28 protein-coding genes and 1 tRNA gene are annotated in these 21,447 nt (G+C 35.9%); 20 read left to right on the forward strand and 9 right to left on the reverse strand.

Annotation, left to right across the window (positions count from 1 at the left end; genetic code table 11):
* Positions 1–82 precede the first annotated feature (82 nt).
* The gene (locus H4K33_RS08625; RefSeq protein WP_182648053.1) at positions 83–955 is read left to right on the forward strand and encodes a DMT family transporter; all 873 of its coding nucleotides are present in this window, start codon (positions 83–85) and stop codon (positions 953–955) included.
* Here the strand turns inward: H4K33_RS08625 and H4K33_RS08630 are convergent.
* Positions 935–1,453, reverse strand: coding sequence for a DUF456 domain-containing protein (locus H4K33_RS08630; RefSeq protein WP_182648054.1), 519 nt, complete (start codon positions 1,451–1,453; stop codon positions 935–937). The two genes, H4K33_RS08625 and H4K33_RS08630, sit on opposite strands and share 21 nt — an antisense overlap.
* Positions 1,454–1,504: 51 nt before the next feature.
* Here H4K33_RS08630 and H4K33_RS08635 point away from each other — a divergent pair, with 51 nt between their 5' ends.
* The gene (locus H4K33_RS08635) at positions 1,505–1,984 is read left to right on the forward strand and encodes a hypothetical protein (protein WP_182648055.1); all 480 of its coding nucleotides are present in this window, start codon (positions 1,505–1,507) and stop codon (positions 1,982–1,984) included.
* On the opposite strand, the gene H4K33_RS08640 is transcribed toward H4K33_RS08635, so the two are convergent.
* Complete coding sequence (locus tag H4K33_RS08640; RefSeq protein ID WP_182648056.1) at positions 1,985–2,923, reverse strand: hypothetical protein; 939 nt, start codon at positions 2,921–2,923, stop codon at positions 1,985–1,987.
* A gap of 60 nt (positions 2,924–2,983) precedes the next feature.
* On the opposite strand from H4K33_RS08640, the gene ruvC reads away from it, so the two are divergent.
* The 4 genes from ruvC to H4K33_RS08660 are packed head-to-tail and all read left to right on the forward strand — an operon-like array spanning position 2,984 to position 5,817.
* Entirely contained in the window at positions 2,984–3,538 is a 555-nt protein-coding gene (ruvC, locus tag H4K33_RS08645) for a crossover junction endodeoxyribonuclease RuvC (RefSeq protein ID WP_182648057.1), read from the forward strand.
* Positions 3,538–4,671 (forward strand): radical SAM family heme chaperone HemW, encoded by a 1,134-nt coding sequence (gene hemW, locus H4K33_RS08650; RefSeq protein WP_182648058.1) that lies wholly within the window; start codon positions 3,538–3,540, stop codon positions 4,669–4,671. The genes ruvC and hemW overlap by 1 nt, the downstream gene beginning before the upstream one ends.
* A gap of 4 nt (positions 4,672–4,675) precedes the next feature.
* Entirely contained in the window at positions 4,676–5,446 is a 771-nt protein-coding gene (locus H4K33_RS08655) for a cyclase family protein (protein WP_182648059.1), read from the forward strand.
* Positions 5,447–5,457: 11 nt separating this feature from the next.
* A complete protein-coding gene (locus tag H4K33_RS08660; protein WP_182648060.1) occupies positions 5,458–5,817 on the forward strand; it encodes an MmcQ/YjbR family DNA-binding protein in 360 nt (119 codons plus the stop codon).
* A 69-nt stretch (positions 5,818–5,886) separates the two neighbouring features.
* Here the strand turns inward: H4K33_RS08660 and H4K33_RS08665 are convergent, their stop codons facing one another.
* The 4 genes from H4K33_RS08665 to H4K33_RS08680 are packed head-to-tail and all read right to left on the reverse strand — an operon-like array spanning position 5,887 to position 8,687.
* Positions 5,887–6,663: a hypothetical protein gene (locus H4K33_RS08665; RefSeq protein WP_182648061.1), complete on the reverse strand. Its 777-nt coding sequence runs from the start codon at positions 6,661–6,663 to the stop codon at positions 5,887–5,889.
* 2 nt (positions 6,664–6,665) lie between these two features.
* Positions 6,666–7,904, reverse strand: a complete 1,239-nt coding sequence (locus H4K33_RS08670; protein ID WP_182648062.1) for a M56 family metallopeptidase — start codon at positions 7,902–7,904, stop codon at positions 6,666–6,668.
* Between the two features lie 4 nt (positions 7,905–7,908).
* Positions 7,909–8,274, reverse strand: a complete 366-nt coding sequence (locus H4K33_RS08675; protein ID WP_182648063.1) for a BlaI/MecI/CopY family transcriptional regulator — start codon at positions 8,272–8,274, stop codon at positions 7,909–7,911.
* Positions 8,271–8,687, reverse strand: a complete 417-nt coding sequence (locus tag H4K33_RS08680; protein WP_182648064.1) for a hypothetical protein — start codon at positions 8,685–8,687, stop codon at positions 8,271–8,273. The genes H4K33_RS08675 and H4K33_RS08680 overlap by 4 nt, the downstream gene beginning before the upstream one ends.
* Positions 8,688–8,828: 141 nt before the next feature.
* Here H4K33_RS08680 and H4K33_RS08685 point away from each other — a divergent pair, with 141 nt between their 5' ends.
* Positions 8,829–9,365: a hypothetical protein gene (locus H4K33_RS08685; RefSeq protein WP_182648065.1), complete on the forward strand. Its 537-nt coding sequence runs from the start codon at positions 8,829–8,831 to the stop codon at positions 9,363–9,365.
* A 41-nt stretch (positions 9,366–9,406) separates the two neighbouring features.
* Here the strand turns inward: H4K33_RS08685 and H4K33_RS08690 are convergent, their stop codons facing one another.
* Positions 9,407–9,988, reverse strand: coding sequence for a tRNA-(ms[2]io[6]A)-hydroxylase (locus tag H4K33_RS08690; protein WP_182648066.1), 582 nt, complete (start codon positions 9,986–9,988; stop codon positions 9,407–9,409).
* Positions 9,989–10,078: 90 nt separating this feature from the next.
* Between H4K33_RS08690 and H4K33_RS08695 the strand changes: the two genes are divergently transcribed.
* Positions 10,079–11,341, forward strand: a complete 1,263-nt coding sequence (locus H4K33_RS08695; protein WP_182648067.1) for a glycosyltransferase family 4 protein — start codon at positions 10,079–10,081, stop codon at positions 11,339–11,341.
* Positions 11,342–11,428: 87 nt separating this feature from the next.
* Here the strand turns inward: H4K33_RS08695 and H4K33_RS08700 are convergent, their stop codons facing one another.
* A complete protein-coding gene (locus H4K33_RS08700; protein WP_182648068.1) occupies positions 11,429–12,817 on the reverse strand; it encodes a dipeptidase in 1,389 nt (462 codons plus the stop codon).
* Positions 12,818–12,965: 148 nt separating this feature from the next.
* Between H4K33_RS08700 and H4K33_RS08705 the strand changes: the two genes are divergently transcribed.
* Positions 12,966–13,047, forward strand: a tRNA-Leu gene (locus tag H4K33_RS08705).
* A gap of 67 nt (positions 13,048–13,114) precedes the next feature.
* Here H4K33_RS08705 and H4K33_RS08710 read toward each other — a convergent pair.
* A complete protein-coding gene (locus H4K33_RS08710; protein WP_182648069.1) occupies positions 13,115–13,861 on the reverse strand; it encodes a carbonic anhydrase family protein in 747 nt (248 codons plus the stop codon).
* Positions 13,862–14,366: 505 nt separating this feature from the next.
* On the opposite strand from H4K33_RS08710, the gene H4K33_RS08715 reads away from it, so the two are divergent.
* The 11 genes from H4K33_RS08715 (at position 14,367) to H4K33_RS08765 (ending at position 21,377) form a co-directional block, all read left to right on the forward strand.
* Positions 14,367–14,966, forward strand: coding sequence for a hypothetical protein (locus H4K33_RS08715; RefSeq protein WP_182648070.1), 600 nt, complete (start codon positions 14,367–14,369; stop codon positions 14,964–14,966).
* A 2-nt stretch (positions 14,967–14,968) separates the two neighbouring features.
* Positions 14,969–15,358, forward strand: coding sequence for a hypothetical protein (locus tag H4K33_RS08720; protein WP_182648071.1), 390 nt, complete (start codon positions 14,969–14,971; stop codon positions 15,356–15,358).
* A 79-nt stretch (positions 15,359–15,437) separates the two neighbouring features.
* Positions 15,438–17,066, forward strand: a complete 1,629-nt coding sequence (locus tag H4K33_RS16535) for an RHS repeat domain-containing protein (protein WP_182648072.1) — start codon at positions 15,438–15,440, stop codon at positions 17,064–17,066.
* Positions 17,067–17,071: 5 nt separating this feature from the next.
* Entirely contained in the window at positions 17,072–17,353 is a 282-nt protein-coding gene (locus H4K33_RS08730; protein ID WP_182648073.1) for a hypothetical protein, read from the forward strand.
* Positions 17,354–17,626: 273 nt separating this feature from the next.
* Positions 17,627–17,911 (forward strand): hypothetical protein, encoded by a 285-nt coding sequence (locus H4K33_RS08735; RefSeq protein WP_182648074.1) that lies wholly within the window; start codon positions 17,627–17,629, stop codon positions 17,909–17,911.
* 416 nt (positions 17,912–18,327) lie between these two features.
* A complete protein-coding gene (locus H4K33_RS08740; RefSeq protein WP_182648075.1) occupies positions 18,328–18,789 on the forward strand; it encodes a hypothetical protein in 462 nt (153 codons plus the stop codon).
* Positions 18,779–19,108, forward strand: coding sequence for a DUF1493 family protein (locus tag H4K33_RS08745; RefSeq protein WP_182648076.1), 330 nt, complete (start codon positions 18,779–18,781; stop codon positions 19,106–19,108). Before H4K33_RS08740 ends, H4K33_RS08745 begins: the two co-directional genes overlap by 11 nt.
* Positions 19,109–19,157: 49 nt before the next feature.
* A complete protein-coding gene (locus H4K33_RS08750; protein ID WP_182648077.1) occupies positions 19,158–19,592 on the forward strand; it encodes a hypothetical protein in 435 nt (144 codons plus the stop codon).
* A gap of 241 nt (positions 19,593–19,833) precedes the next feature.
* Positions 19,834–20,007: a hypothetical protein gene (locus H4K33_RS08755; protein WP_182648078.1), complete on the forward strand. Its 174-nt coding sequence runs from the start codon at positions 19,834–19,836 to the stop codon at positions 20,005–20,007.
* Between the two features lie 27 nt (positions 20,008–20,034).
* Positions 20,035–20,481, forward strand: coding sequence for a hypothetical protein (locus tag H4K33_RS08760; protein WP_182648079.1), 447 nt, complete (start codon positions 20,035–20,037; stop codon positions 20,479–20,481).
* 8 nt (positions 20,482–20,489) lie between these two features.
* Complete coding sequence (locus tag H4K33_RS08765) at positions 20,490–21,377, forward strand: hypothetical protein (protein ID WP_182648080.1); 888 nt, start codon at positions 20,490–20,492, stop codon at positions 21,375–21,377.
* Positions 21,378–21,447 lie beyond the last annotated feature (70 nt).

The raw sequence follows: 21,447 nt of genomic DNA on the forward strand, positions 1-21,447 counted from the left end.
TTAAAAGTAAAAAACTAAGAGAAAAAGGACAGAAACACAGAAAAACTACCGTATTTTGCAGCGAAACTAAAAAGCATAAAAAATGGGATCTAAACCTAGAATAGCACTGTTTATTGGTATTTTGTGTATTTCTATTTTTCCAGTGTTGGTCAAAATGGCCCTTGTACCAGGGTTAATTTCGGCCTTTTATCGCATGGCTATCGCGGCTTTGTTTATTGTTCCCTATGCTTTTTTTACCAAACAGATCAAAGTATACGATCGAAAAACAACAACCTTAATGGTGTTGTGTGGGATGTGTTTTGGTTTGGATATTGGGGTTTGGAATATTGCCATCCAAGGCTCTACTGCTACCCAAGCAACCTTGTTAGGTAACTTAGCACCAGTATGGGTGGGAATCGGGAGCTACTTTTTTCTTCAGATCAAACCATCCGTTAATTTTTGGATAGGAACTTTATTAGCTCTCATCGGTATGGTTACGCTTGTTGGGATCGATGTTTTCGTGAACCTGTCTTTTGATATTCCATTTCTGTTCAGTATTCTTTCTGGTTTGCTCTATGCAACTTATATTTTATTGAGTAAAAGGGTATTAGGACAAGTCGAGGTTGTGCCTTTTATGTCTTATAGTATTTCAGTATCAACAATTTTTCTCGCTATTTTAAACGGAATTATGGGATCTGCTTTTACTGGATTTTCAATAGAAGGTTGGATGACACTTGTGGTGCAAGGTGTTGTATGTCAGCTACTCGCGTGGTTACTCATTAGCTATGCTACACAACATATGAGAGCTACCCGTGTATCCTTGAGTCTGTTAAGTCAAGCCCTATTTGCAGCCTTACTTGCCTGGTATTTCTTAGATGAAGCGATTTCCCTACAAATGGTTGTAGGTGGTTGTATTATTTTGTTTGGTATCGGAATTACCTTTGTCAATAAACCGCTAATTGGACGACCAAAATAAAGCTTGAGAGGAGAACTTTCCAACAATTAATACAATTCCCCAAATCAGAAAAGCAAGAGCAAAGACTACTTTTAAAAAGGTAGACGCTAAGAATCCAATAAAAGAACCTATAGCAGCTTTTAAGGCACGAGAAATATCGCGACTGTCAAAGATTAACTCACCAATCAAAGCGCCTAGAAATGGGCCAATAATAAAGCCTAATGGGATAGGTGTAATAATACCTACAATCAATCCAATATTAGTTCCCCAAACACCGTATTTACTACCGCCAAACCGTTTAGTTCCTTGCGCTGGAATTACATAGTCTAACACTGAAATAACAAGCGTAATCGCTAAACTTCCCCAAAGGGCAAAACTGCTCATGGTGATACCATCGACAAAGTACAAGCACAAAATGCCAAGCCAACTCAAAGGTAGTCCAGGTAACGCTGGAAGAACACTGCCAATAATCCCAAAAACTAACAGTAAAACGCTTAATAGTAATAAGAAATAGTCCATCTCTTTTTTTTTCGTATTTTTGATTAACTAAAATTACAACAATATTGTTTGATGAAACTCAGTTGGATCGTTTTCTTTTTTCCCTTTTTAATCACTTCTTGTCAGTGGATGTCCAATAGACTCCCTGATGAGCAACAATTATTGGAGGAAGAATTAAATAAAATCGATTGGACTAAAGTCGATACCTACCCAAGTGTGGCTAGCTGTGACTCCATCTTTGACGATGAAGCCCGTAAAGATTGCTTCTTTAGTTATATTACTGCTGAATTAGAAGAAAAACTTCGCGTTGACACCCTGAGAGGAACCTTTGCACAGGTAGATACACTCAACATATTGGTTACCATTCAGTCTAACGCTCAAGTGTCTTTGTCGTTGTATCAGTTGAATGACAGCCTCAAACAACAACTAAAAAGTGTCGATAGTCTCCTACAAGAAAAGAGCAAAAATTTTCACCATCTCTCACCAGCAATCAAAAGAGGCGTTCCTGTAACCAGTCAATTTGTACTGCCTTTGGTTTTGCACAAGCAATAGTTATTTTTTCAACCTAAACGTCAAGACAAAATAGCTGCCAATAGAGATCGGCAACACAATATTCAGTAACCAAATCAAGGTTGCAACTAAAGCAACTACCCATTGATTGACATCTAGAGCAGTAAAAATGAACATGGCAATACTGCCTTTTACCGCAAATTCCAAAAATTGAAAATTAGGTAAAGAAGACGCTAACAGATAGATAGCAGAAACGGCGCATAACAGTTCAAAATATGGAATACTTACACCAAATAAATAGTACAAAATAACATATTGGTGAGTGAAAGAAGCATAGCGCAACAATGCTAAAAACAAATTTTTGCGATGCGTTTTTTGGGGAATATCCCGTAACATCTCAAGAACGGTATTGATTGAATACCCCTTTATTGTTAGGCGACGCAAGGAGAAAAACAGGAGTAGAATGGTCGAGGCAATTCCATAGAGTATCCAAAGGTAATAGGGAGGGATGAACTCGTGTTTATGATTGAGGATGGTTAACCCAATGAGCCCAAAAACAATAGCGTAAATGACTTGTACTCCATTGCAAACCATATTGAGAAAAATGACTCTTCCCGTGTCTTTTTTTGGAAAATACAAGGCTTTGCCCGCATATTCGCCTATACCATTAGGAGTGAAAATCCCCAATGTTAAAGCACTTAAAACCTGTTTGGTCGCTTGTCCTACTGAAACGGGTTGTATCAAGGATGACAGGTTTTGCCATTTTAAAATTTCGACAAATCGGTTGGAAAAAGTCAACAAAAGCAAAGCAACTAAAGCCCATGTATGTTGTGGATTGAGCAAAACTTCTTGCAATAAAGCAGGATCTAAGGTCTTGTCACTAGATAGTTTGTTATAGATATAATAAAAAGCACTACATACAACAATTATCTTCAGTAGAAGTACGAGGAATTGCTTAGTTTTGTTGGATAGAATTTTCATCAACACAAAGTAAATCCTTTTTTTCGTGTCTTGATGATTACAATAACAAAAATTAAGAATTTGACAATAGATAGAATTATATTAGGTATTGATCCAGGGACGACGATTATGGGATTTGGACTCATTCGCGTGGTTAATAAGAAGATGGAATTTATTCAGTTAAACGAATTGCAATTGAATAAGTATGAGGATCACTATACCAAATTACGTCGAATTTTTGAACGAACCATTGAGCTGATTGAAACCCATTGTCCAGATGAAATTGCCATTGAAGCACCCTTTTTTGGAAAGAATGTACAGTCTATGCTAAAATTGGGACGCGCACAAGGAGTTGCAATGGCAGCAGGACTTTCGAGGGGAATTCCCATTACAGAGTACGAACCTAAAAAGATAAAAATGGCTATTACAGGCAATGGAAATGCCAGTAAAGAACAAGTAGCAAAAATGTTACAACAACTTTTAGGGTTAAAAGAATTGCCTAAAAACTTAGATAGTACTGACGGATTAGCTGCTGCTGTATGTCATTTCTTTAACTCTGGAAAAACGGTAGTAGGGAAATCTTATAGCGGATGGGATGCTTTTGTCAAACAAAATCAAGATCGAGTAAAGAAATAATGGCAGGTATTTATATTCATATTCCGTTTTGTAAACAAGCGTGTCATTATTGTGATTTTCACTTCTCTACTTCGCTGAAGAAAAAGCAGGAGTTGTTAGCCGCGCTGAAGCACGAACTCTTCTTGAGAAAACAAGAACTCAATGGAGAAGAAATTGAAACAATCTACTTTGGAGGTGGAACACCGAGTATCCTTGCTATGGACGAAATCAATGCGTTGATCGAAGCAGTTTATCAAAATTACACCGTTGTAGATCAACCTGAAATTACCTTAGAAGCCAATCCAGACGATTTAGATTCTGCTACAATTTTGCGATTAGCGCAATCCAAGGTCAATCGCTTGAGTATAGGGATTCAATCATTTGGTGAAGAAGATTTGAAAATGATGAATCGCGCGCATAACGCTACGGAGGCCATTACTTGTCTACAAGAGGTAGTTCAGTATTTTGACAATATTTCGATTGACTTAATTTACGGAATACCCAATTTGTCTAATGAGCGATGGTTAGCCAATATTCAACGTGTTTTAGATCTTGGTATTCCTCATATTTCTTGCTATGCATTGACGGTTGAAGAACGAACTGCATTGAACAAACTGATTCAAAAAGGAGTTATTCCTAGTCCAAAAGAAGAGGTTGCTCATGCTCATTTTATGCTGTTGATCGACAAGTTAAAACAAAGCGGCTATATCCATTACGAGTTGTCTAATTTTGCCAAACCGGGCTACTATTCTAAAAATAACTCGGCCTATTGGCTCGGTAAAAAGTATTTGGGTATTGGTCCTTCAGCACATAGTTTTGATGGAAAGTATCGCAGTTGGAATATTTCCAATAACCCCTTGTATATCAAAGCAATTGAAGCAGGTGAGCTACCTTCAGAAATCGAAGAATTGTCCATCACTGATCGTTACAATGAATACGTAATGACAGGTTTACGCACCATTTGGGGGGTTGACTTAGCGCGTATTGAACATGAATTTGGTTCAACGTTACATGAGTATCTAGTGCGAGAATCGGCTTCTTTTATTGCAGATGGATTGATGCATGAAGCAGCAGGTATATTAACGATAACAGATAAAGGAAAATTTTTAAGTGACGGTATTGCATCTGATTTATTTTGGTTAGATTTGAACTAAAACAGTGAAAGCAACCCTCTCTATTTCTGACCATAACTATACGGTTGATTTTTCTCAACCTATTGATATTTCAATTCCCCTATCGAATACGGAAAAAAATCCCATTGCGTGGTATCTTGATACACCAATCATTGAACCTGTACGTATGGGTGATTGGATTGGGAAAGTTAGCGAAGGACAATCGTCTACAAACTTCAATAATATCGCCTTTAATCCGCATGGACACGGTACACATACGGAGTGTTTAGGGCATATTACGCGCAACTTTTACAGCATTAATGATACCTTGAAAACATTTGTTTTTTTAGCGCAAGTAGTTACTATTCAGCCTGAAAAAATAAGCAATGGAGACGCAGTAATTACTTTGGGGCAAATTCGTCAATTGTGGCAAGAGAAAGGACAACAGGCCATTGTAATTCGTACCTTGCCCAATGAAGAAGTAAAGAAACACAGCAAATACTCACATACCAATCCACCGTATTTAGCCGCTGAAGCTGCTACTTTTTTACGCGAACAAGGCATTAAACATTTGTTGATCGACTTACCCAGTGTGGATAAAGAAAAAGACGAAGGAAAACTCTTAGCACATAAGGCCTTTTGGAAAGTAGATGATGTAGATCAAGTCAATGCCGATGCTCAATTCGATGCAACCATTACCGAAATGATTTACGTGCCTACAACAGTAAAAGACGATTTTTATATCTTGAATATACAAATAGCCTCTTTTGTAAACGATGCCTCACCAAGTAAACCAATTTTGTATCAAATTTTTTAATCTCATACGCGATGGATGTACATGTGATTTACGATTATTGTCTCAATAAAAAAGGAACAACAGAAGATTTTCCTTTTGACGAGGAAACGCTGACCTTTAAAGTAGGAGGAAAGATTTATTTATTACTCAACTTAACAAAATGGGAGCAGGGAAATTGTTTTGTCAATTTAAAATGTGATCCTGAAAAGGCAGAAGAATTACGAGCAGATTACAGTGAAATTACTCCTGGTTATCACATGAGTAAAAAACATTGGAATAGCGTACAATTGGGAGGATCTGTTCAGTGGAGTTTATTGAAAGAATTAATTGATCACTCATATGAACTGGTTTATGCGAGCTTGACAAAAAAAGTGAAAGATAGTTTATCGTAGAAGAAAACCCGTAAAAGGAATAGCGATATAAAACGACAAAAGAGCGATTGAATCGCTCTTTTGTCGTTTTTAGGAAGTTTTGCTTTTGAGTATAAAAGGAAGAATGTCTTTCTTGCGTTCATACTCATCCAAAAGGAGTTGCTTGAGTTGAGGGGATTGAAACATCTGAATGAATATAGCACCTTGGGTGCGTAGTAGTTGTTCTTCGTCATTTGTCCCTAAATTGAGCTTATACACATTGTATATACTCTCCTTATAATCGTCGTAAAACGGATAGGTTTCACTAGTTAGATGATTGATAATCGCATCAAAAGCAAAGGCTTCTAAATAGGGAGATCGCTTTTTCTCTGTTTTGGGTAGCGCATGTATACCTACACATATTCTACCGGTATAGTGTCCTTGCGTATTAATTCCTGTGATATTAAAAAACTTAACCGCTACATTGAGTATGTTGTCTATAGTAACCGTGTCTTTGGGTTGCGTATGATCAATTACCTTGGCTTGATAGGTGCTGACAAGATGGTTAAAAGTAGTGTCTTGTTCCATGTGATACATTACTTGCTTTTCTACAACTGTGGTGTCTTTGATTTGTTGTAAAGCATCATAGTCCAACCGTGCAATATAATTGGTCGTAATAAATTCCCAAAAGGACGATTGTTCATTAACTACCGCCGCATGTGAACTCGTAGCATCAATTTTTTTTACTTTGATGTAAGGTGTTGACTCATAGAATAATATTTCGAGGAAATCACTGTAATTTTGTAAAGAATTGTCTTTCGATTGTGCATAAGTCTGACCAGTTACAAGTAATAAACCAAACACTACAAGGTGTAAAAGAGCTCTCATCTTTATGAATCTTTGTTTGCAGGAACTCCTTGAATCGTGATAGGAAGTGTAAACTGGCTGCGTACAACTTGCCCTTTTTCTTTGGCAGGAATCCATTTATCCGTTTGTGCTAAAGCAGCTAAAGCAGCTTCACCTACACCATAGCCCGGATCTCTCACTAATTTTACTTCGCTTAAACTACCATCTTTTTCCACGATAAACATGATAATTACACGGATTGAGGCTCCCTCAAATGGAGGTGTTTTAAAATTGGAAATAAACGCCTGATTAAATGCTTGCATCCCTCCAGGATAACTCGCTGGTTCACTCACCGCTATATAAACCTCGTCAGGATCGTTTGATGGTGTAGCAGGTGTAATTGTCTCGGTTTGTTTAGCTGTCGATTGTGCAAAAACAGTCGTGGCTCCAATGAGCAACAACAGCGTAGATGTTCCCAAAATAGCTAAGGTATTTTGTATGGGATTGTTGGTTTTGGTTAACATAGTAAAACGTTTTTTAGTTAGGTTAAAGTTGAAAGAACTACTCAGTGGGAGTTCATTTTGTTGATAAGTTTGCTTCAACAATAGTTGTAAATAAGCCTGGGTTTCTTCTTTGGTACTATTCAGTACATCGTCAGCCAGAAATTCGTGATTTAAAGCGATATGTTGCTGATACCAGTACAAAAGAGGTTGAAACCAACATACAATCTTGAGAAGTTCGATAAATAAAATATCCCTACTGTGGTTTTGTTTCACGTGATTATACTCGTGTAAGAGAATTTTGTTGTTCCAATCGATGGGGATGTGAAGCGGTAAATAAATCGTTTTTCTAAAGGTGAATGCTGCATCTAAATGACTGACGAATACAAATTTTTGCCCTCGACTATAGACAATGCTTCCTTGCTTGTCTAAGTGATGAAAAGAACGAAGCGATAAAAGAAAGCGAATCAGAAAAAAACAAACACCTAAAACATAAATAAGCAGGAGTAAATCGCTCGCTGTCCACGAGGCTGAAGTCGTAAGATTATTTTCTGCCATTGTAGGGGTAATAATAACTTCGTTTAGTTCTTGTAATTTAGTATTGGCCACTGTAAAGGCTCCTGTTGATGGAATTTTTACTAGGGGTAAACTAAACGCTAGTACAAGAGCACTTAACAAATAGTATCGTTTGAACTCGTGTATTTTAATCGGTTCTAAGAACAGTTTGTATATACCCAAGGTCAATAGCAATAAGAGTGTGGTTTGGATGAGGTATACAAGCATAGTTTTATTTTTTTAGTTGGTCTTCTACAATTTTTTTTAAAGCTTCTAGTTCTTTTTTACTCATGTTGCTTTTCTTGGTAAAGAAAGAAGCAAAAGAGAAAGCAGAATTATTGAAGTGTTGCTCTACCATGGTATTTAAGTGAGTTTCAAAATAGTCTTCCTTTTTGATTAAAGGAACATAAGCTCTTGAATTACCATAGGTTTGATAGGTGATAAACCCTTTTTCCGTTAGTCGCTTCAGCAAGGTAGCTAACGTAGTTTGCGCGGGTTTGGGATCGGGGTATTTTTCAAGAAGATCTTTAGCAAAAGCCTCATTTAAATCCCAAATGTATTCCATTAATTGTTCTTCTGTTTGCGGTAGTTTTATCATGGTCGTACTGTTGTTTCGTGTTTTAAAAGTCCATAGTTGTAATGTCTGACGTGCGTTAATACTTCATCAATGTTGTAAATAAACCAAGAACCAAAATAGTAGTAATGCAAACTCGACTCGGTCGCTACTAGTTTGGTTTGTCCTCGTTCTGCTACCTTGCCATTGCGATGATAGTAGGTGGTATAGGCAATGGAATCCTTAAACCGCTGTTTCTTGTATAGTTTTCCATTGTATCGATACCGCCAAGTTCCTTTTTGCCATCCATTTTTGTCATAGCGCCCTCTTGCAACATCTTTGTTGTTGTCTATTTTAGTTTTGTATACCCATCGACCGACATGTTCCCCATCAATGTGTTGATTGACGGAACAACTGTGCAAAAGAAATAGTAAAAAACTAAAGTAAACATATTTCATATCTATTGATGTAGATGTTGTTCTACAAATATAGAATAGTTTTTAAATATACCTAGTATATTTTTTCTTTTTTTTGAGAAAACCAAGTAAATTTACAAACGTAAAGTAGTGCTATTGAAATGTATAACATATAACCATCCTATGATTTTTGATATTTTAGCTAAAGGAAATACCAGTTTAGCCAGCAGAAAAAAAGTTATAAATCAACTTGAAAACCAAGAGGATGTCGTAGCTACTTTACTGCAGTTCACTTTTGATGAGAGGTGTAAGGTAAACGTATTGGCCAGTGTTGTTTTAGATGATTTGCTACAAGCCAACCCTAATTTGTTAGATGAATATATCCTCACTTTTATTGAGCAATTACCTGTAGTACGCGATGAAAGCGTGAAGCGTTTAACCAGTAAAATGGCGATTTTATTGGTAGAGAAACGGAGGGTGTTGTTTCATGAGGAGCTAGAGGAACAACTGTTGGATCAGTGTTTGGTTTGGCTAACATCTGATGCCAAAGTAGCAACAGAAGCCAATGCAATGCATATTATCATGGTCTTGTGTAAAAAGTTTCCAACACAAGCGCAATTAATAGCAGAATTGATCGAAATTAGGTTTGCGGAGAAAACCCCCGCTTATCAGAGTAAAGCGCGTAAGCTGTTGAAAAAAGTGAACAACCTAAAAAAATAGCAATAAAAAAAGGCAAGTGTACCAACTCGCCTTTATTTGTATTATCCGTGAATGTGTTCTTTTGTTCCGTAACTCTGAATTAAGTTTCCTTCAAATTCCAACCATTCTTTCCATCGTTGATCGACATCTACACGTTCCGTGTATTTGCGAGCAAATTTTAAAAATGTTGTATAGTGATTGGCTTCCGAAACCATGAGGTCATAGTAAAACTTCGCTAATTCCTCGTCCTTGATATTTTGAGAAAGTACGCGAAAACGCTCACAACTTCTCGCTTCAATCATCGCTGCAAAAAGCAATCGATCGATAAATGCATCGTTTCTACTACCGTCTTTTTTACAGAATTTCACCAATTGATTTACATAGTCATCTTTGCGTTCACGTCCAAGCGTGTAGCCTCTTTCTTTGATGATATCGTGTACCATTTTGAAATGCTGCATTTCTTCAATTGCAATTTCAGTCAATTCAGTGACTAAGTCTTCGTGCTCTGAATTGTATGTAATTAAAGTAATGGCATTGGTTGCTGCTTTTTGTTCGCACCAACAGTGATCAGTCAAGATTTCTTCAAGATTTGATTCCGCAATATTAGCCCATCTTGGATCGGTTAAAAGTTTAAGTCCTAACATAATTCCTTTTCGTTTGCCACAAAAATACTAAATATAATAGACATTAAAAATGGGAGAGGGATACTGCTAGAGAAACTGTATTTTTGTTGCATGGAAAATGCATTAAAAGGGAAGAAGCTATTGATTATCGGTCAAGTATGGCCAGAATCGAGATCATCTGCAGCGGGAAAGCGCATGTTACAGCTATTGGATGTATTTTGCCAATGGGAGATGGAGCTGTATTTTGGCTCTACCGCTCAAAAATCGCCGTATAGTGACGACCTATCTTCTTGGAATATAAAAGAAGTGGACTTATACCTCAATGACGAGCGCACAGACCACATTTTAGCTGATTTGCAGCCCGATTGGGTGATGTACGATCGATTTATGATTGAAGAGCAATTCGGTTGGCGTATCACCGAGCAATGTCCTCAAACCAAAACGATACTCGACACAGAAGATTTACACTTTTTGCGCTATGCTCGTCAGGAACATCTAAAAAAAGGAGAAGGCGTACTGGAAGATTATCTCTATAGCGACCGAACAAAAAGAGAATTGGCAAGTATTATGCGTTGTGATTTGACCTTGCTGATTTCACAAGTAGAATCCGACCTTTTGACACAGCGCTTTCGTATAGCGGAAGAATTGCTGTTTGTTCTTCCCTTCTTGGAAGCGGAAATAACAGGAGAAGAACAAGCTAATTGGTTGCCTTTTGAAGAGAGAGAAGGATTTGTTTTTATTGGCAACTTTATTCACGAACCCAATTGGCAAACCGTTTTGCGTTTGAAAACGGAAATATGGCCACAGTTGAGAAAAGCCTTACCTCAAGTGAATATGCATATCTATGGGGCATATCCTTCGGCAAAAGTTATGCAATTGCACAATCCCAAAGAGCGTTTTCTCGTACACGGTAGAGCAGAGGATGCCTTAGCTGTTGTAGGAAAGTCGAGAGTGATGCTTGCTCCCCTTGCTTTTGGCGCAGGAATAAAAGGCAAGTTTATCGATGGTATGCGCGTGGGAACGCCCAACGTAACCACTACTATCGGAATGGAAGCCATGGCAACAGAAGAAGAGTGGAACGGATATAAGGCAGATGAGGTAGAGCTGTTTGTTGAAAAAGCGGTAGCACTCTATCAACAACAAGAGTTATGGCAAGAAAAACAACAAAAAGGAATTGCCTTGGTGCAAAAAAGATACAGCAAGTCAGCGTATACCGAGCTTTTTAAAGCGCGAATGTTGCAGTTAGATCAAGAGATAGCAGCACATCGAAAGGCTCATTTTTTACTCGAAGTGTTTAAATATCATACGGCTCAAAGTACGAAGTACATGGGACTGTGGATAGAGGAAAAAAACAAGCATAAAAAAAGCGAGTAACCCAATGGTACTCGCTTTTTGTATAAGAATTCCTCTTGACTTTCTCTAATTTTCACTTCAATCAAAAAAGTCAAGATGAGTTCTAAATTATTTTGCTAATTCCATGTAGTATTTGTAGAACAACGGAATCGTTTCAATACCTTTTAAGTAGTTGAATACCCCAAAGTGTTCATTTGGAGAGTGGATCGCATCAGAATCTAATCCGAATCCCATCATAATAGATTTAGAACCCAACTCTTCTTCAAATAGAGCAACAATTGGAATACTTCCTCCCGAGCGAACTGGAATTGGTGTTACACCAAATGTATCTTCATACGCTTTAGCTGCTGCTTGGTATCCGATTGAATCAATTGGCGTTACATATCCTTGTCCTCCATGATGAGGTTTTACTTCTACTTTTACACCTGCTGGAGCAATGCTCTCGAAGTGTTTTTTGAATAGGTCTGTAATTTCTTCCCAATCTTGGTTCGGAACTAAACGCATTGAGATTTTAGCGAAAGCTTTACTTGCGATAACGGTTTTAGCACCTTCTCCTGTATAACCACCCCAAATTCCGTTTACATCTAAAGTAGGACGAATTGAGTTGCGCTCGTTTGTTGTATAACCAGCCTCACCATACACTTCCTCAATGTCTAATGCTTTTTTGTACTCGTCTAATGAGAATGGACGTTTAGCCATTTCATCGCGCTCTTCACGTGACAATTCCTCTACTTTGTCATAGAACCCTGGAATTGTAATATGATTGTTTTCATCGTGTAGAGAAGCAATCATTTTCGTCAATACGTTGATTGGGTTAGCAACCGCTCCACCGTATAACCCAGAGTGTAAATCTCTATTAGGTCCTGTTACTTCAACTTCAACATAGCTTAATCCTCTTAATCCTGTTGTGATTGACGGTTGTTGATTAGAAATCATTCCCGTATCAGAAATAAGAATCACGTCGTTTTTCAATTTGTCGTGGTTTCTTTTTACAAACCAACCTAAACTTACAGATCCAACTTCTTCTTCTCCTTCGATCATGAATTTCACGTTACAAGGCAAAGTATTCGTTGCAATCATATATTCAACCGCTTTCACGTGCATGAACATTTGTCCTTTGTCATCACATGCACCACGAGCGAAGATCGCTCCTTCTGGGTGAATTGGCGTCGTTTTAATTACAGGTTCAAACGGTGGAGATGTCCAAAGTTCAATTGGATCTGCTGGTTGTACGTCGTAATGACCGTAAACCAATACCGTTGGAAGGGCAGGATCGATGATTTTTTCTCCATATACGATAGGATATCCCGGAGTTTCGCACAATTCTACATTGTCGCAACCTGCTTTTATTAAATTTTCTTTTACTGCTTCTGCCGTGTTTATTACGTCTTGTGAGTACGCACTATCTGCACTAACAGAGGGTTTTTTAAGTAGTTCAATTAGCTCATCTAGAAGACGTTGCTTGTTTTCTTGAACAAATTGTTTTGAATCTTTCATAGTATGTATCGATACAGTTATATTATTCCTTACAAACATAAGAATAAAAAAAAATTATTTTTTTCTTGCGCATTAAAAAACAGGTTGTATATTTGCAACGTCTTAAAAGAACAACAGTACACAAGTGTACGACAGTTCTAAGCCACCTGCGGGTGTGGTGAAATTGGTAGACACGCCAGACTTAGGATCTGGTGCCGCAAGGTGTGTAGGTTCGAGTCCTATCACCCGCACTAAAGCCTCTTCGAAAGAAGAGGCTTTTTTTATGTCTTGAATCTAATCTTTCTTTACAAAATAGTATTAATCTAAAAATTCTACTTGCCCTGTTTCCATTTGGTATTCGGCACCTATAATTTTGATCTCTCCTTTGTGTTCCATTTCTTTTAAAATAGGACTGTTTTTTCGAATATCTTCTAGGGTATGTTTAATATTAGCCTGAGTTACCGCTTTCATGTATGCGGGATTGTCGTAACTCTTTTGTCCTTTAAAATCTTTTACTTGCTCGATTGCTGGTGCTATTTTGTTTAGCAAAGGCGTTATATTTCCCAATTCAACTTTTTGTATCGCCGATTTAATTGCACCACAGTGCTCGTGTCCCAAGACGATAATTAGATGAGCTCCCGCAACTTTACAGGCGTATTCCAAACTCCCTAAAATATCTTCGTTGCATATAGTACCCGCAACACGGACAACAAATAAATCGCCAATGCCAGAATGAAAAACATCTTCCACAGGAACGCGTGAATCGACACAAGATAAAATCGCAGCCACAGGATACTGCGCTAAGGCCGTTTGTTTAATTCTCTCCGGTCTATTGAGTATGGTAAGTTTATCCTCTGTGTAATCTTGGTTGCGCTTTTTTAAGGTGTGTAGAATGAAATCTGGTGTGAGCTTCGTTTGAATCTCTTGGGTTGGAACAACGCCATCTGCTAGTACGTTCTCTTGATTAGTGACAATCTCATTCTTTTTAGCGTTTTCATGTTTACAAGATTGTAAGAGTAATACAGTTAGTATCAGTAGGAAACTGAAAATTTTTTCTTTTTTCATGACAGAAGTCTAATGCAAAATTAATATGGAGTTCAATTCAATGATCTTTTTGGAGGGAATAATAATGTGAAATTATGTAAAAAACAGTCTTTTGTTTTTATTTGTTTGATATTTTAATGTATTTGTTGTGTTTTGTTTGTTTTTTGTTAAAAATGATAAATAGAATAGTCTAGCTTTTCATCTTAATTTTGATAGGAACTTCACTTCAATTATACAACGGAATGTATTCACTAAAGAACAAGGTGGTTTGTTTTTAGAGTGTATTTGAAAACCAAATTATACATTTCATGAAAAGACCTCTTTTTTCCTTCTATATATTTCCTATTCAACTTACATTTGATACGTGAAGATTTTCAATTTTGTACCAGATTAATCATGAGATGCTAATATGCAGTAGAAGCGAGTATAGAGAATTACAGCTTTACAAAAGGCACTATATTTAGAGCAGTCTTTTATCTTCTGGGTTTAGAAATTTGGCGGAAGCTTAAAAGACGATCAACTGACCATGATTGCCTTTTCTACGGTTAGTGGAGGAGGAGTATCAGCATTAACGGGAGGTAATTTCTGGGAAGGAGCCGCAACTGCTTTTTATGTGAGTTTGTTGAATCATTCAGCACATAAAATAGAAACAATGGAGCAGAATGGCGAAGGAGATTTTACAGGTAAGGGGACTGTATCAAAGTATGAACCAAAAAATAGTGATGGTCTTACTTTAGATCAATATAATAAATTACCTCTCTTTGGGAGAATGTTTAGCGATAGACCAGGCGTAATAGGTGGAGCAGTCGAATTCGGTCCTGGTAAAGGGGCTAAATATCTTGCTAAAATGCTAGCTAGGGAAGGGACAAGTTTAGTTGAAGTTAAAAAAAATTGTGATTTTTGGAAATACACAACTAAAACTATGGCTAGAAATGGCAATGGAAGTTATACTTTAACTACAAAATATTTGAATGCACAAGGGAAAACGATTCGATGGTTTCACGATACTTATACTAAGACTGGAACTTTTTTACATAGAGGATATACTGAAGGCAGTACTAAAGTTCATTTATGGTGGAATGGTGTTAAGCAGTATGGTAATGATTTTTTTCAAACATTTAGATAATTATGAAGCGTTTTAAATTTAATAACATAAAAGAAGTTTTATTTTCAATAAAAAATAAAAATTTTGATAGGAACTTCGCTTCACTCATCGGTTTGTCTTATTCAATTGATGAAGGTGAAATTGGAGGGTATTCATTTGAATTTGATGAAGATAAATTAAATAAATACTCTTTTTTATTTAATTTTTTTGATGTTGATCAAATAGGTCTTTCTGATGAAGAATTTAAAAAAATTGTTGAAACAATTCTTTTATTCACTTCAGAGGATATAAAGCCGACTGAGATTAAAAAAATATTATATGAAAAACAATTGAAAGAGCTAGAGTGTAAGTTTAATAAAAAAATTATATCTAAAGAAGTATATAATAGCCAAGTTAATAAGTATATAGATTAAACACAAGACCCAGTCAACGGCTGGGTTTTTCATTTATGACTTAATCGAAGTTGAGATTTTAGAAGTTGAGTATAATGCATTGAAAAGCCCTGTATCCATTCATGAAGAGAATAAAGAAGATTTATACTTTGAATACAATGGAGCTGGAGAAAGAACCGTTATGTATTATGGCAATATGGCTAATACAAAAGAACAGAGTCTTTATCAAAGATACTATTCTTCGGATGGTAGTATAGAAATAACCTATAATACACAAAACCAAAGTATAGATTATGTGTATTATGTAGATGGAGATGCGTATAATGCCACAGTATTAGCAAAAGGAGATGGAATCAAAGGGAAACAGTATTATTATCTTCACCGAGATTATTTGTCTAGTATCGTCGCTATTACAAATCAATATGGAACGATTGTCGAAAAAAGACATTTTGACGCTTGGGGAACTGCTGTAAAAATAATGGATGGACAAGGTCAAGTGCTGAACCAATTAACATTTACAGATCGAGGGTATACGGGACACGAACATCTTCAAGGAATTAATATCATTCAAATGAATGGTCGTTTATATGATCCCTATTTGAGAAGATTCATGGCTCCTGATAATTATATACAAGACCCAACGAATACACAAAATTTTAATCGTTATGGCTATGTGTGGAATAATCCGCTAAAATATACGGATCCGAGTGGTGAAGAGGGGATTTCTTTTACTGCTGCAGTAATTATTGGTGCTGTTGTTGCCATGACTACCTATACAATGACAGCTCTTTTGGCAGATGTACCTTTCACGGCTGGAGGTTTTACAAAAAGCGCTATATTTGGAGCAGTCAGTGGAGCCGTTAGTTTTGGTGTTGGCGAGATGTTTCAAAGTGCTAATACCGTAGTTACTGTGCAGCAGGCTATGGCACAAGCACTAGCACATGGAATGAGTCAAGGAATAATATCCGCTGTTCAAGGCGGTAATTTTGGATCTTCCTTTTCATCAGCAGCAATCAGTAGTTTGCTATCTGCTGGGTTTCTTAAATATGGCAGTAGCATCAAAGACAATACCGTAGCAATGATTGCCTTTTCTACGGTTAGTGGAGGAGGGGTATCAGCGTTAACAGGTGGTCATTTCTGGGAAGGAGCCGCAACTGCTTTTTATGTGAGTTTGTTGAATCATTCAGTGCATAATGCCAATTCAAAGAAAGGCGATAAAGAGTCAACGGCGAATGTTTATATTGAAACAGATGGAGTTGGGCATGTGTATGTTGAAGTGGATGGTGTAGTTTATTCATATGGTAGATACAATGGTAGCTATTCTCCTGCATCAGGTAGTTTAGGACCATATGGAGATGGTGTTTTGCTGCGTTTAGAAGGTGAAAATGCACTTAATTTTGTGGCTGAAAGAACTTCTAAATACCCAACATCTAGGTTTGCTGTTGAAGTAAATGGTTCTAAAGTCAAAGCTTATTACGATAGAATGTATAACTCAGGACAAAAAATAAGTGGAAAATCAGGATATATGTCTTTCGCTAGAGTTGTTGATACCTATGGTTTAATAGGACCTGGGGGAAATAATTGTACGACGATTACCTATAAGGGGTTAAATAAAGGAGGAGCTAATATTAATGCTTCTCAGACACCTGCAGGAATGTTATACGATTTTCAAAAATTACAGAGCATTAAAAATGGTTATAATCCGAGTTTTCAAGGACCAAAACTATAAAAACTATGAAAATAAAAATGAAGAAAATTTTGGTAATATTATTGTTTGTTTTATTGTTTGTTTTATGTTTTGTTGCGAGTTTCGCTTATTTTAATTTTGGAGTATCAGAAAAATATGAAACACAATTGGAGGGGTTAAACCCTAATCAAGAAGAAAATCTGATCGCAATTAAAAAAAAGAAGGATATTGATAGAAATAAAAAGATTGCGCTTATTGTAATCTTTCTTTCTTCGATAGGGATTTATGGTATATCGATTATAAAAACTAAAAAGGAGGAGAAGTTTTAACAGTTTTATAGTGTGGGTAATTTAATTGTTCATATTCAAAATGTTCGTTTTTCAAAGAGAGTCAGTAATTCTGGGTCACAAGAATATTATTCTAATCAAATTAGTGCCTATTAGTATCAAATGTATGAATCAGGTAATTGGTGTTTAGTTAGTTGTTTGATGAATTCCGTTAAGACGAGTAGTATATTTTCTGAGATAACTCCAAAAATTGTTAAACAAATGGGTACCTGATGCTACTATTATAAACCTATACATTCCTAAATAGAGTAGATTATGAATAAAATTGAAGTTTTGTTTTCAAGCAGGGCAATAAATCGTGGTGGAATTCTTCTTTTTTCAAAAAGAGATGCTTTGGATTTTATTGAACAATGTAAATATTTTGAAATAGTTATTTTAGGAATAGATGGATTTTTTATATCTGAATCCCTTACTCAACCGAGTTTAGAAGATAGTATAGACTATTCAGGTACATTATCCATTAGTGGTATTTATGAAAAGGCATTAGAATTTGTCAATAATAGAGACGCTAATTTGTATTTTGAAATAATATGTGAATAAACGAAAACGCCAGGCATTTAGCTTGGCGTTTTTGATTACAGAGCAGCAATATTTTTAAGTTTAATAGATTTAATAAAACCGTCCAATACGTGTAGAATGTGATTTTTTTCAGTATTGGCTACAGGTATTTCCTTTTCAAATTGTATTTAATACGAGGGACTTTCAATTTTGTACTCTATTAATCATGAGATGATAATATATACAGTAGCAGAGATTATAAAGAATTACAGCTTTACAAAAAGCACTATATTTGAAGTGACAAGCAGTTTGCTATCTTCTGGGTTTATGAAATTTGGAGGAAGCTTAAAAGACGATCAACTGACGATGATTGCTTTTCTACGGTTAGTGGTGGTGGAGTATCAGCATTAACGGGAGGTAATTTCTAGGAAGGAGCCGCAACTGCCTTTTATGTGAGTATGTTGAATCATACAGCGCATAAAATAGAAGGTGATAAAGATAGTTCTAATAATGAGATGGAATCTCGTTATAAGTATAAAGATAAGTTTTATGACAGTAAAAGTGAATTATATGCAGCAATTCTTGTAGATCAAGCAGCAGAACAGTTTGGTATTAAAGATATTGTTTCACTCACACTCGCACTTGATAATCAAGGCTTATTAAATAAACCCTTTCAAGCAGTGGGAGCTTCAAAAGGAACGTCATTTGCGTCGAAATATGGTGCAGAAGCATTACCATGGGAAATGCCTAAAAGATTACCAACACATATGAGAGGTGGAACATGGAGATATACGAAAGTTTTTGGTAGATTTTTGGGACGATTGGCGGGGCCCATAGGCTGGGGAATACTTGCATATGATGTAGGAATGACACTATATAATACACAAATAACATATAATGATATAATTAATGGAAAATAGAAATGATTACATTGTATTAGATTATATCTGTAAAGAACTTAATTATGATAGAAGTAAATTAACAGTTACTACTTCACTTTCTGATTTAGGATTAGATGGGGATGATGTCTTAGCATTTTTAGTCAAGTTCTTTAAAGAATTTAAAATAGAGTATGAAGGAACAAATTATAAGGATTTTATTCCTGAGGAGAGAGGATTTTTTGTACATACTATTTTAAGTGTCTTTGCTAAAAGAAAAAGAGAAGATGAAATTTTTGTAAAAGATTTGATACTATCATTGGATAAAAAACAATGGAATAAAAAAATAAGTATTAAATGAAGCAGATGAAATAATATGATTTTGGTCTTACTGTTTAAAATAGTTGAAAATGGAAATAAAACAAAGTATCACTGATTTTAGAAAATTTATTCTTGATTTTGAGGATACATTAAGAAAAGAGTTAGGATTAGTGGAAGAAGATATGTATCAAGAGATTCAGAAACTATTTTCAAAATCGAAGGGTAGTATTAATTATAAACAAGGTAACATAAAGGGATACCACTATCAATTCCATGGAGCAGGATGTTTTGTAGAAAAAGAAGGGGTAAAATGTGATTTTAATTATTCTCGTTTCATCGAGGATTTAACTTATCAAATAACTGATATGAAATTAAAAGATTTTATAGATAGCTATTATGATTCTATTAGTGATGAAAAGGAATTAAATGAACAATTAATAGCATTAGCAAAAGAAGGTTTTATTGAACAAGTGATTGAAGATGGTAGGGTATATCATTCATTTTTGATTAAAAGGTATAAATAAAAATTAGATGAGCGTTAGTTCTAATGCCGCCTAACGATTTATAAATGTAAATAAAAGCAGTAGAGTTGATTCTACTGCTTTTTTATTATCAGGCATTATTCAACTTATATTTGATACGTGGAGATTTTCAATTTTGTACCAGATTAATCATGAGATGCTAATATGCAGTAGAAGCGAGTATAGAGAATTACAGCTTAATAAAAAGCGCTATATTTAGAGCAGTTTGCTATCTTCTGGGTTTATGAAATTTGGAGGAATCTTAAAAGACGATCAACTGACGATGATAGCCTTTTCTACGGTTAGTGGTGGTGGAGTATCAGCGTTAACAGGTGGTAATTTTTGGGAAGGAACCGCAACTGCCTTTGATGTGAGTATGTTGAATCATGGGGCGCATAAAATGGAAACAACGGAGTAGGATCCTCCAACGAAGAGTAGATCAGAAATGACCTCAGAGGAAAAGGATTACGCTTACATGAAGGATGATTTGCTTCCTTTTAATCAATTTATGCTAGACGCCTATATGGTTGTTGAAGGAGCTAGAGGTTTATGGGGATTGACTAGTTTGTTTAAAAGCTCTGTGGCGGTGGCGGTTGTGAAGAGTGCTCCTGCTACAACTAAAGTAGCAACTACTTATTCTGGATTAGTTAAGTCTGCACAGAAATTATATCCGAGTAAGGCAGGTAAAATAGAATTACATCATATAACACCAAAATATTTGGGAGGACCAAAGAATGGACCATTGGTTCCATTAGATGCGGCGTATCATCAAATTATTACTAATGAGTTTCGGTTACTATGGCCATACGGTAAAGGTGTGCCAAGTAGTACTCAATTACAATATATTATGAAGCATGTTTATTCTAAATACCCACTGCCACCAGGCTATTAAAAAAAAAAATGAAAGAAATTGTAGAACTTAGAGTTAATTGTGATTATGTTTATTTGCTTTTTAAAGTAGATGAAAGTAAGAATTTAGAAACTTCAGTTAAAGTTGTAGAAGTAGATAAAGAGGATCCTCTATATAATCAGATCTCAGTAATTCGTGAAGAAGTGAAGAATAAGTATGGGCAAAGTCTTTTCTTTGGGTGGCGAATTAAACGAAAGTATACGAAAAGAGAATTAGCCTTAGCTTCCCTTTTGCATGTAAAGATAAAAACTTCTTTTGAACCCGCAGGTGAAGAATGTGGGACGTTATATGATGAGACGGTTGCTTGTAGTGTATGTGGAGCAAATAGAAAGCAGCTAACGACCTTAATTCTTAAGAAAGGAAAAATACCTAAAAAAGATATAGTTAGAACTTTGGGAGGTGAGGTTGTTGTATCAAAAAAATTCGTAAATGCAGTAAGGCAAAGGAATTTAAAAGGATTACAATTTATACCAACTAATGTTGAAAATTATTACCAACTTATTACAAATACAGAAGTTGAGTTGTCATCAAATACTATTGTTGGAATTGATCCTTGGGATTTTTCAACATGTAGCGAGGAACGTGAATTTACAGTATCAGGGGACACTCCTGTTCAGTTTGAAAAAGAAATTTATAAGTGTCCTAAAGGCGATACAATTGGATTAAATATGCTGTCAGAACCTTATCTCTTAAATAGTAAATTTATCGGTGACTTCGATTTTTTTTCAAGCAGACAGAAGGTAGGTGTTAAACGTGGTTTATTGAGACCTGAGGCTATTTACATTTGTTCGCAGGAATTTAAAAAAATGATAGACGAAGAAAAATTAACAGGAATTGAATTTGAAATAGCTCATATTGAATCTGATTTTTCGGAATAAAATCACTTAGCGACCTACTAATAAAAAATAAAGAATTAGATTTTGAGATGTCAAATTAAATAGAACTTGA

It is taken from the genome of Myroides sp. WP-1, assembly GCF_014145635.1.
In the GTDB taxonomy this organism is placed as follows: domain Bacteria; phylum Bacteroidota; class Bacteroidia; order Flavobacteriales; family Flavobacteriaceae; genus Flavobacterium.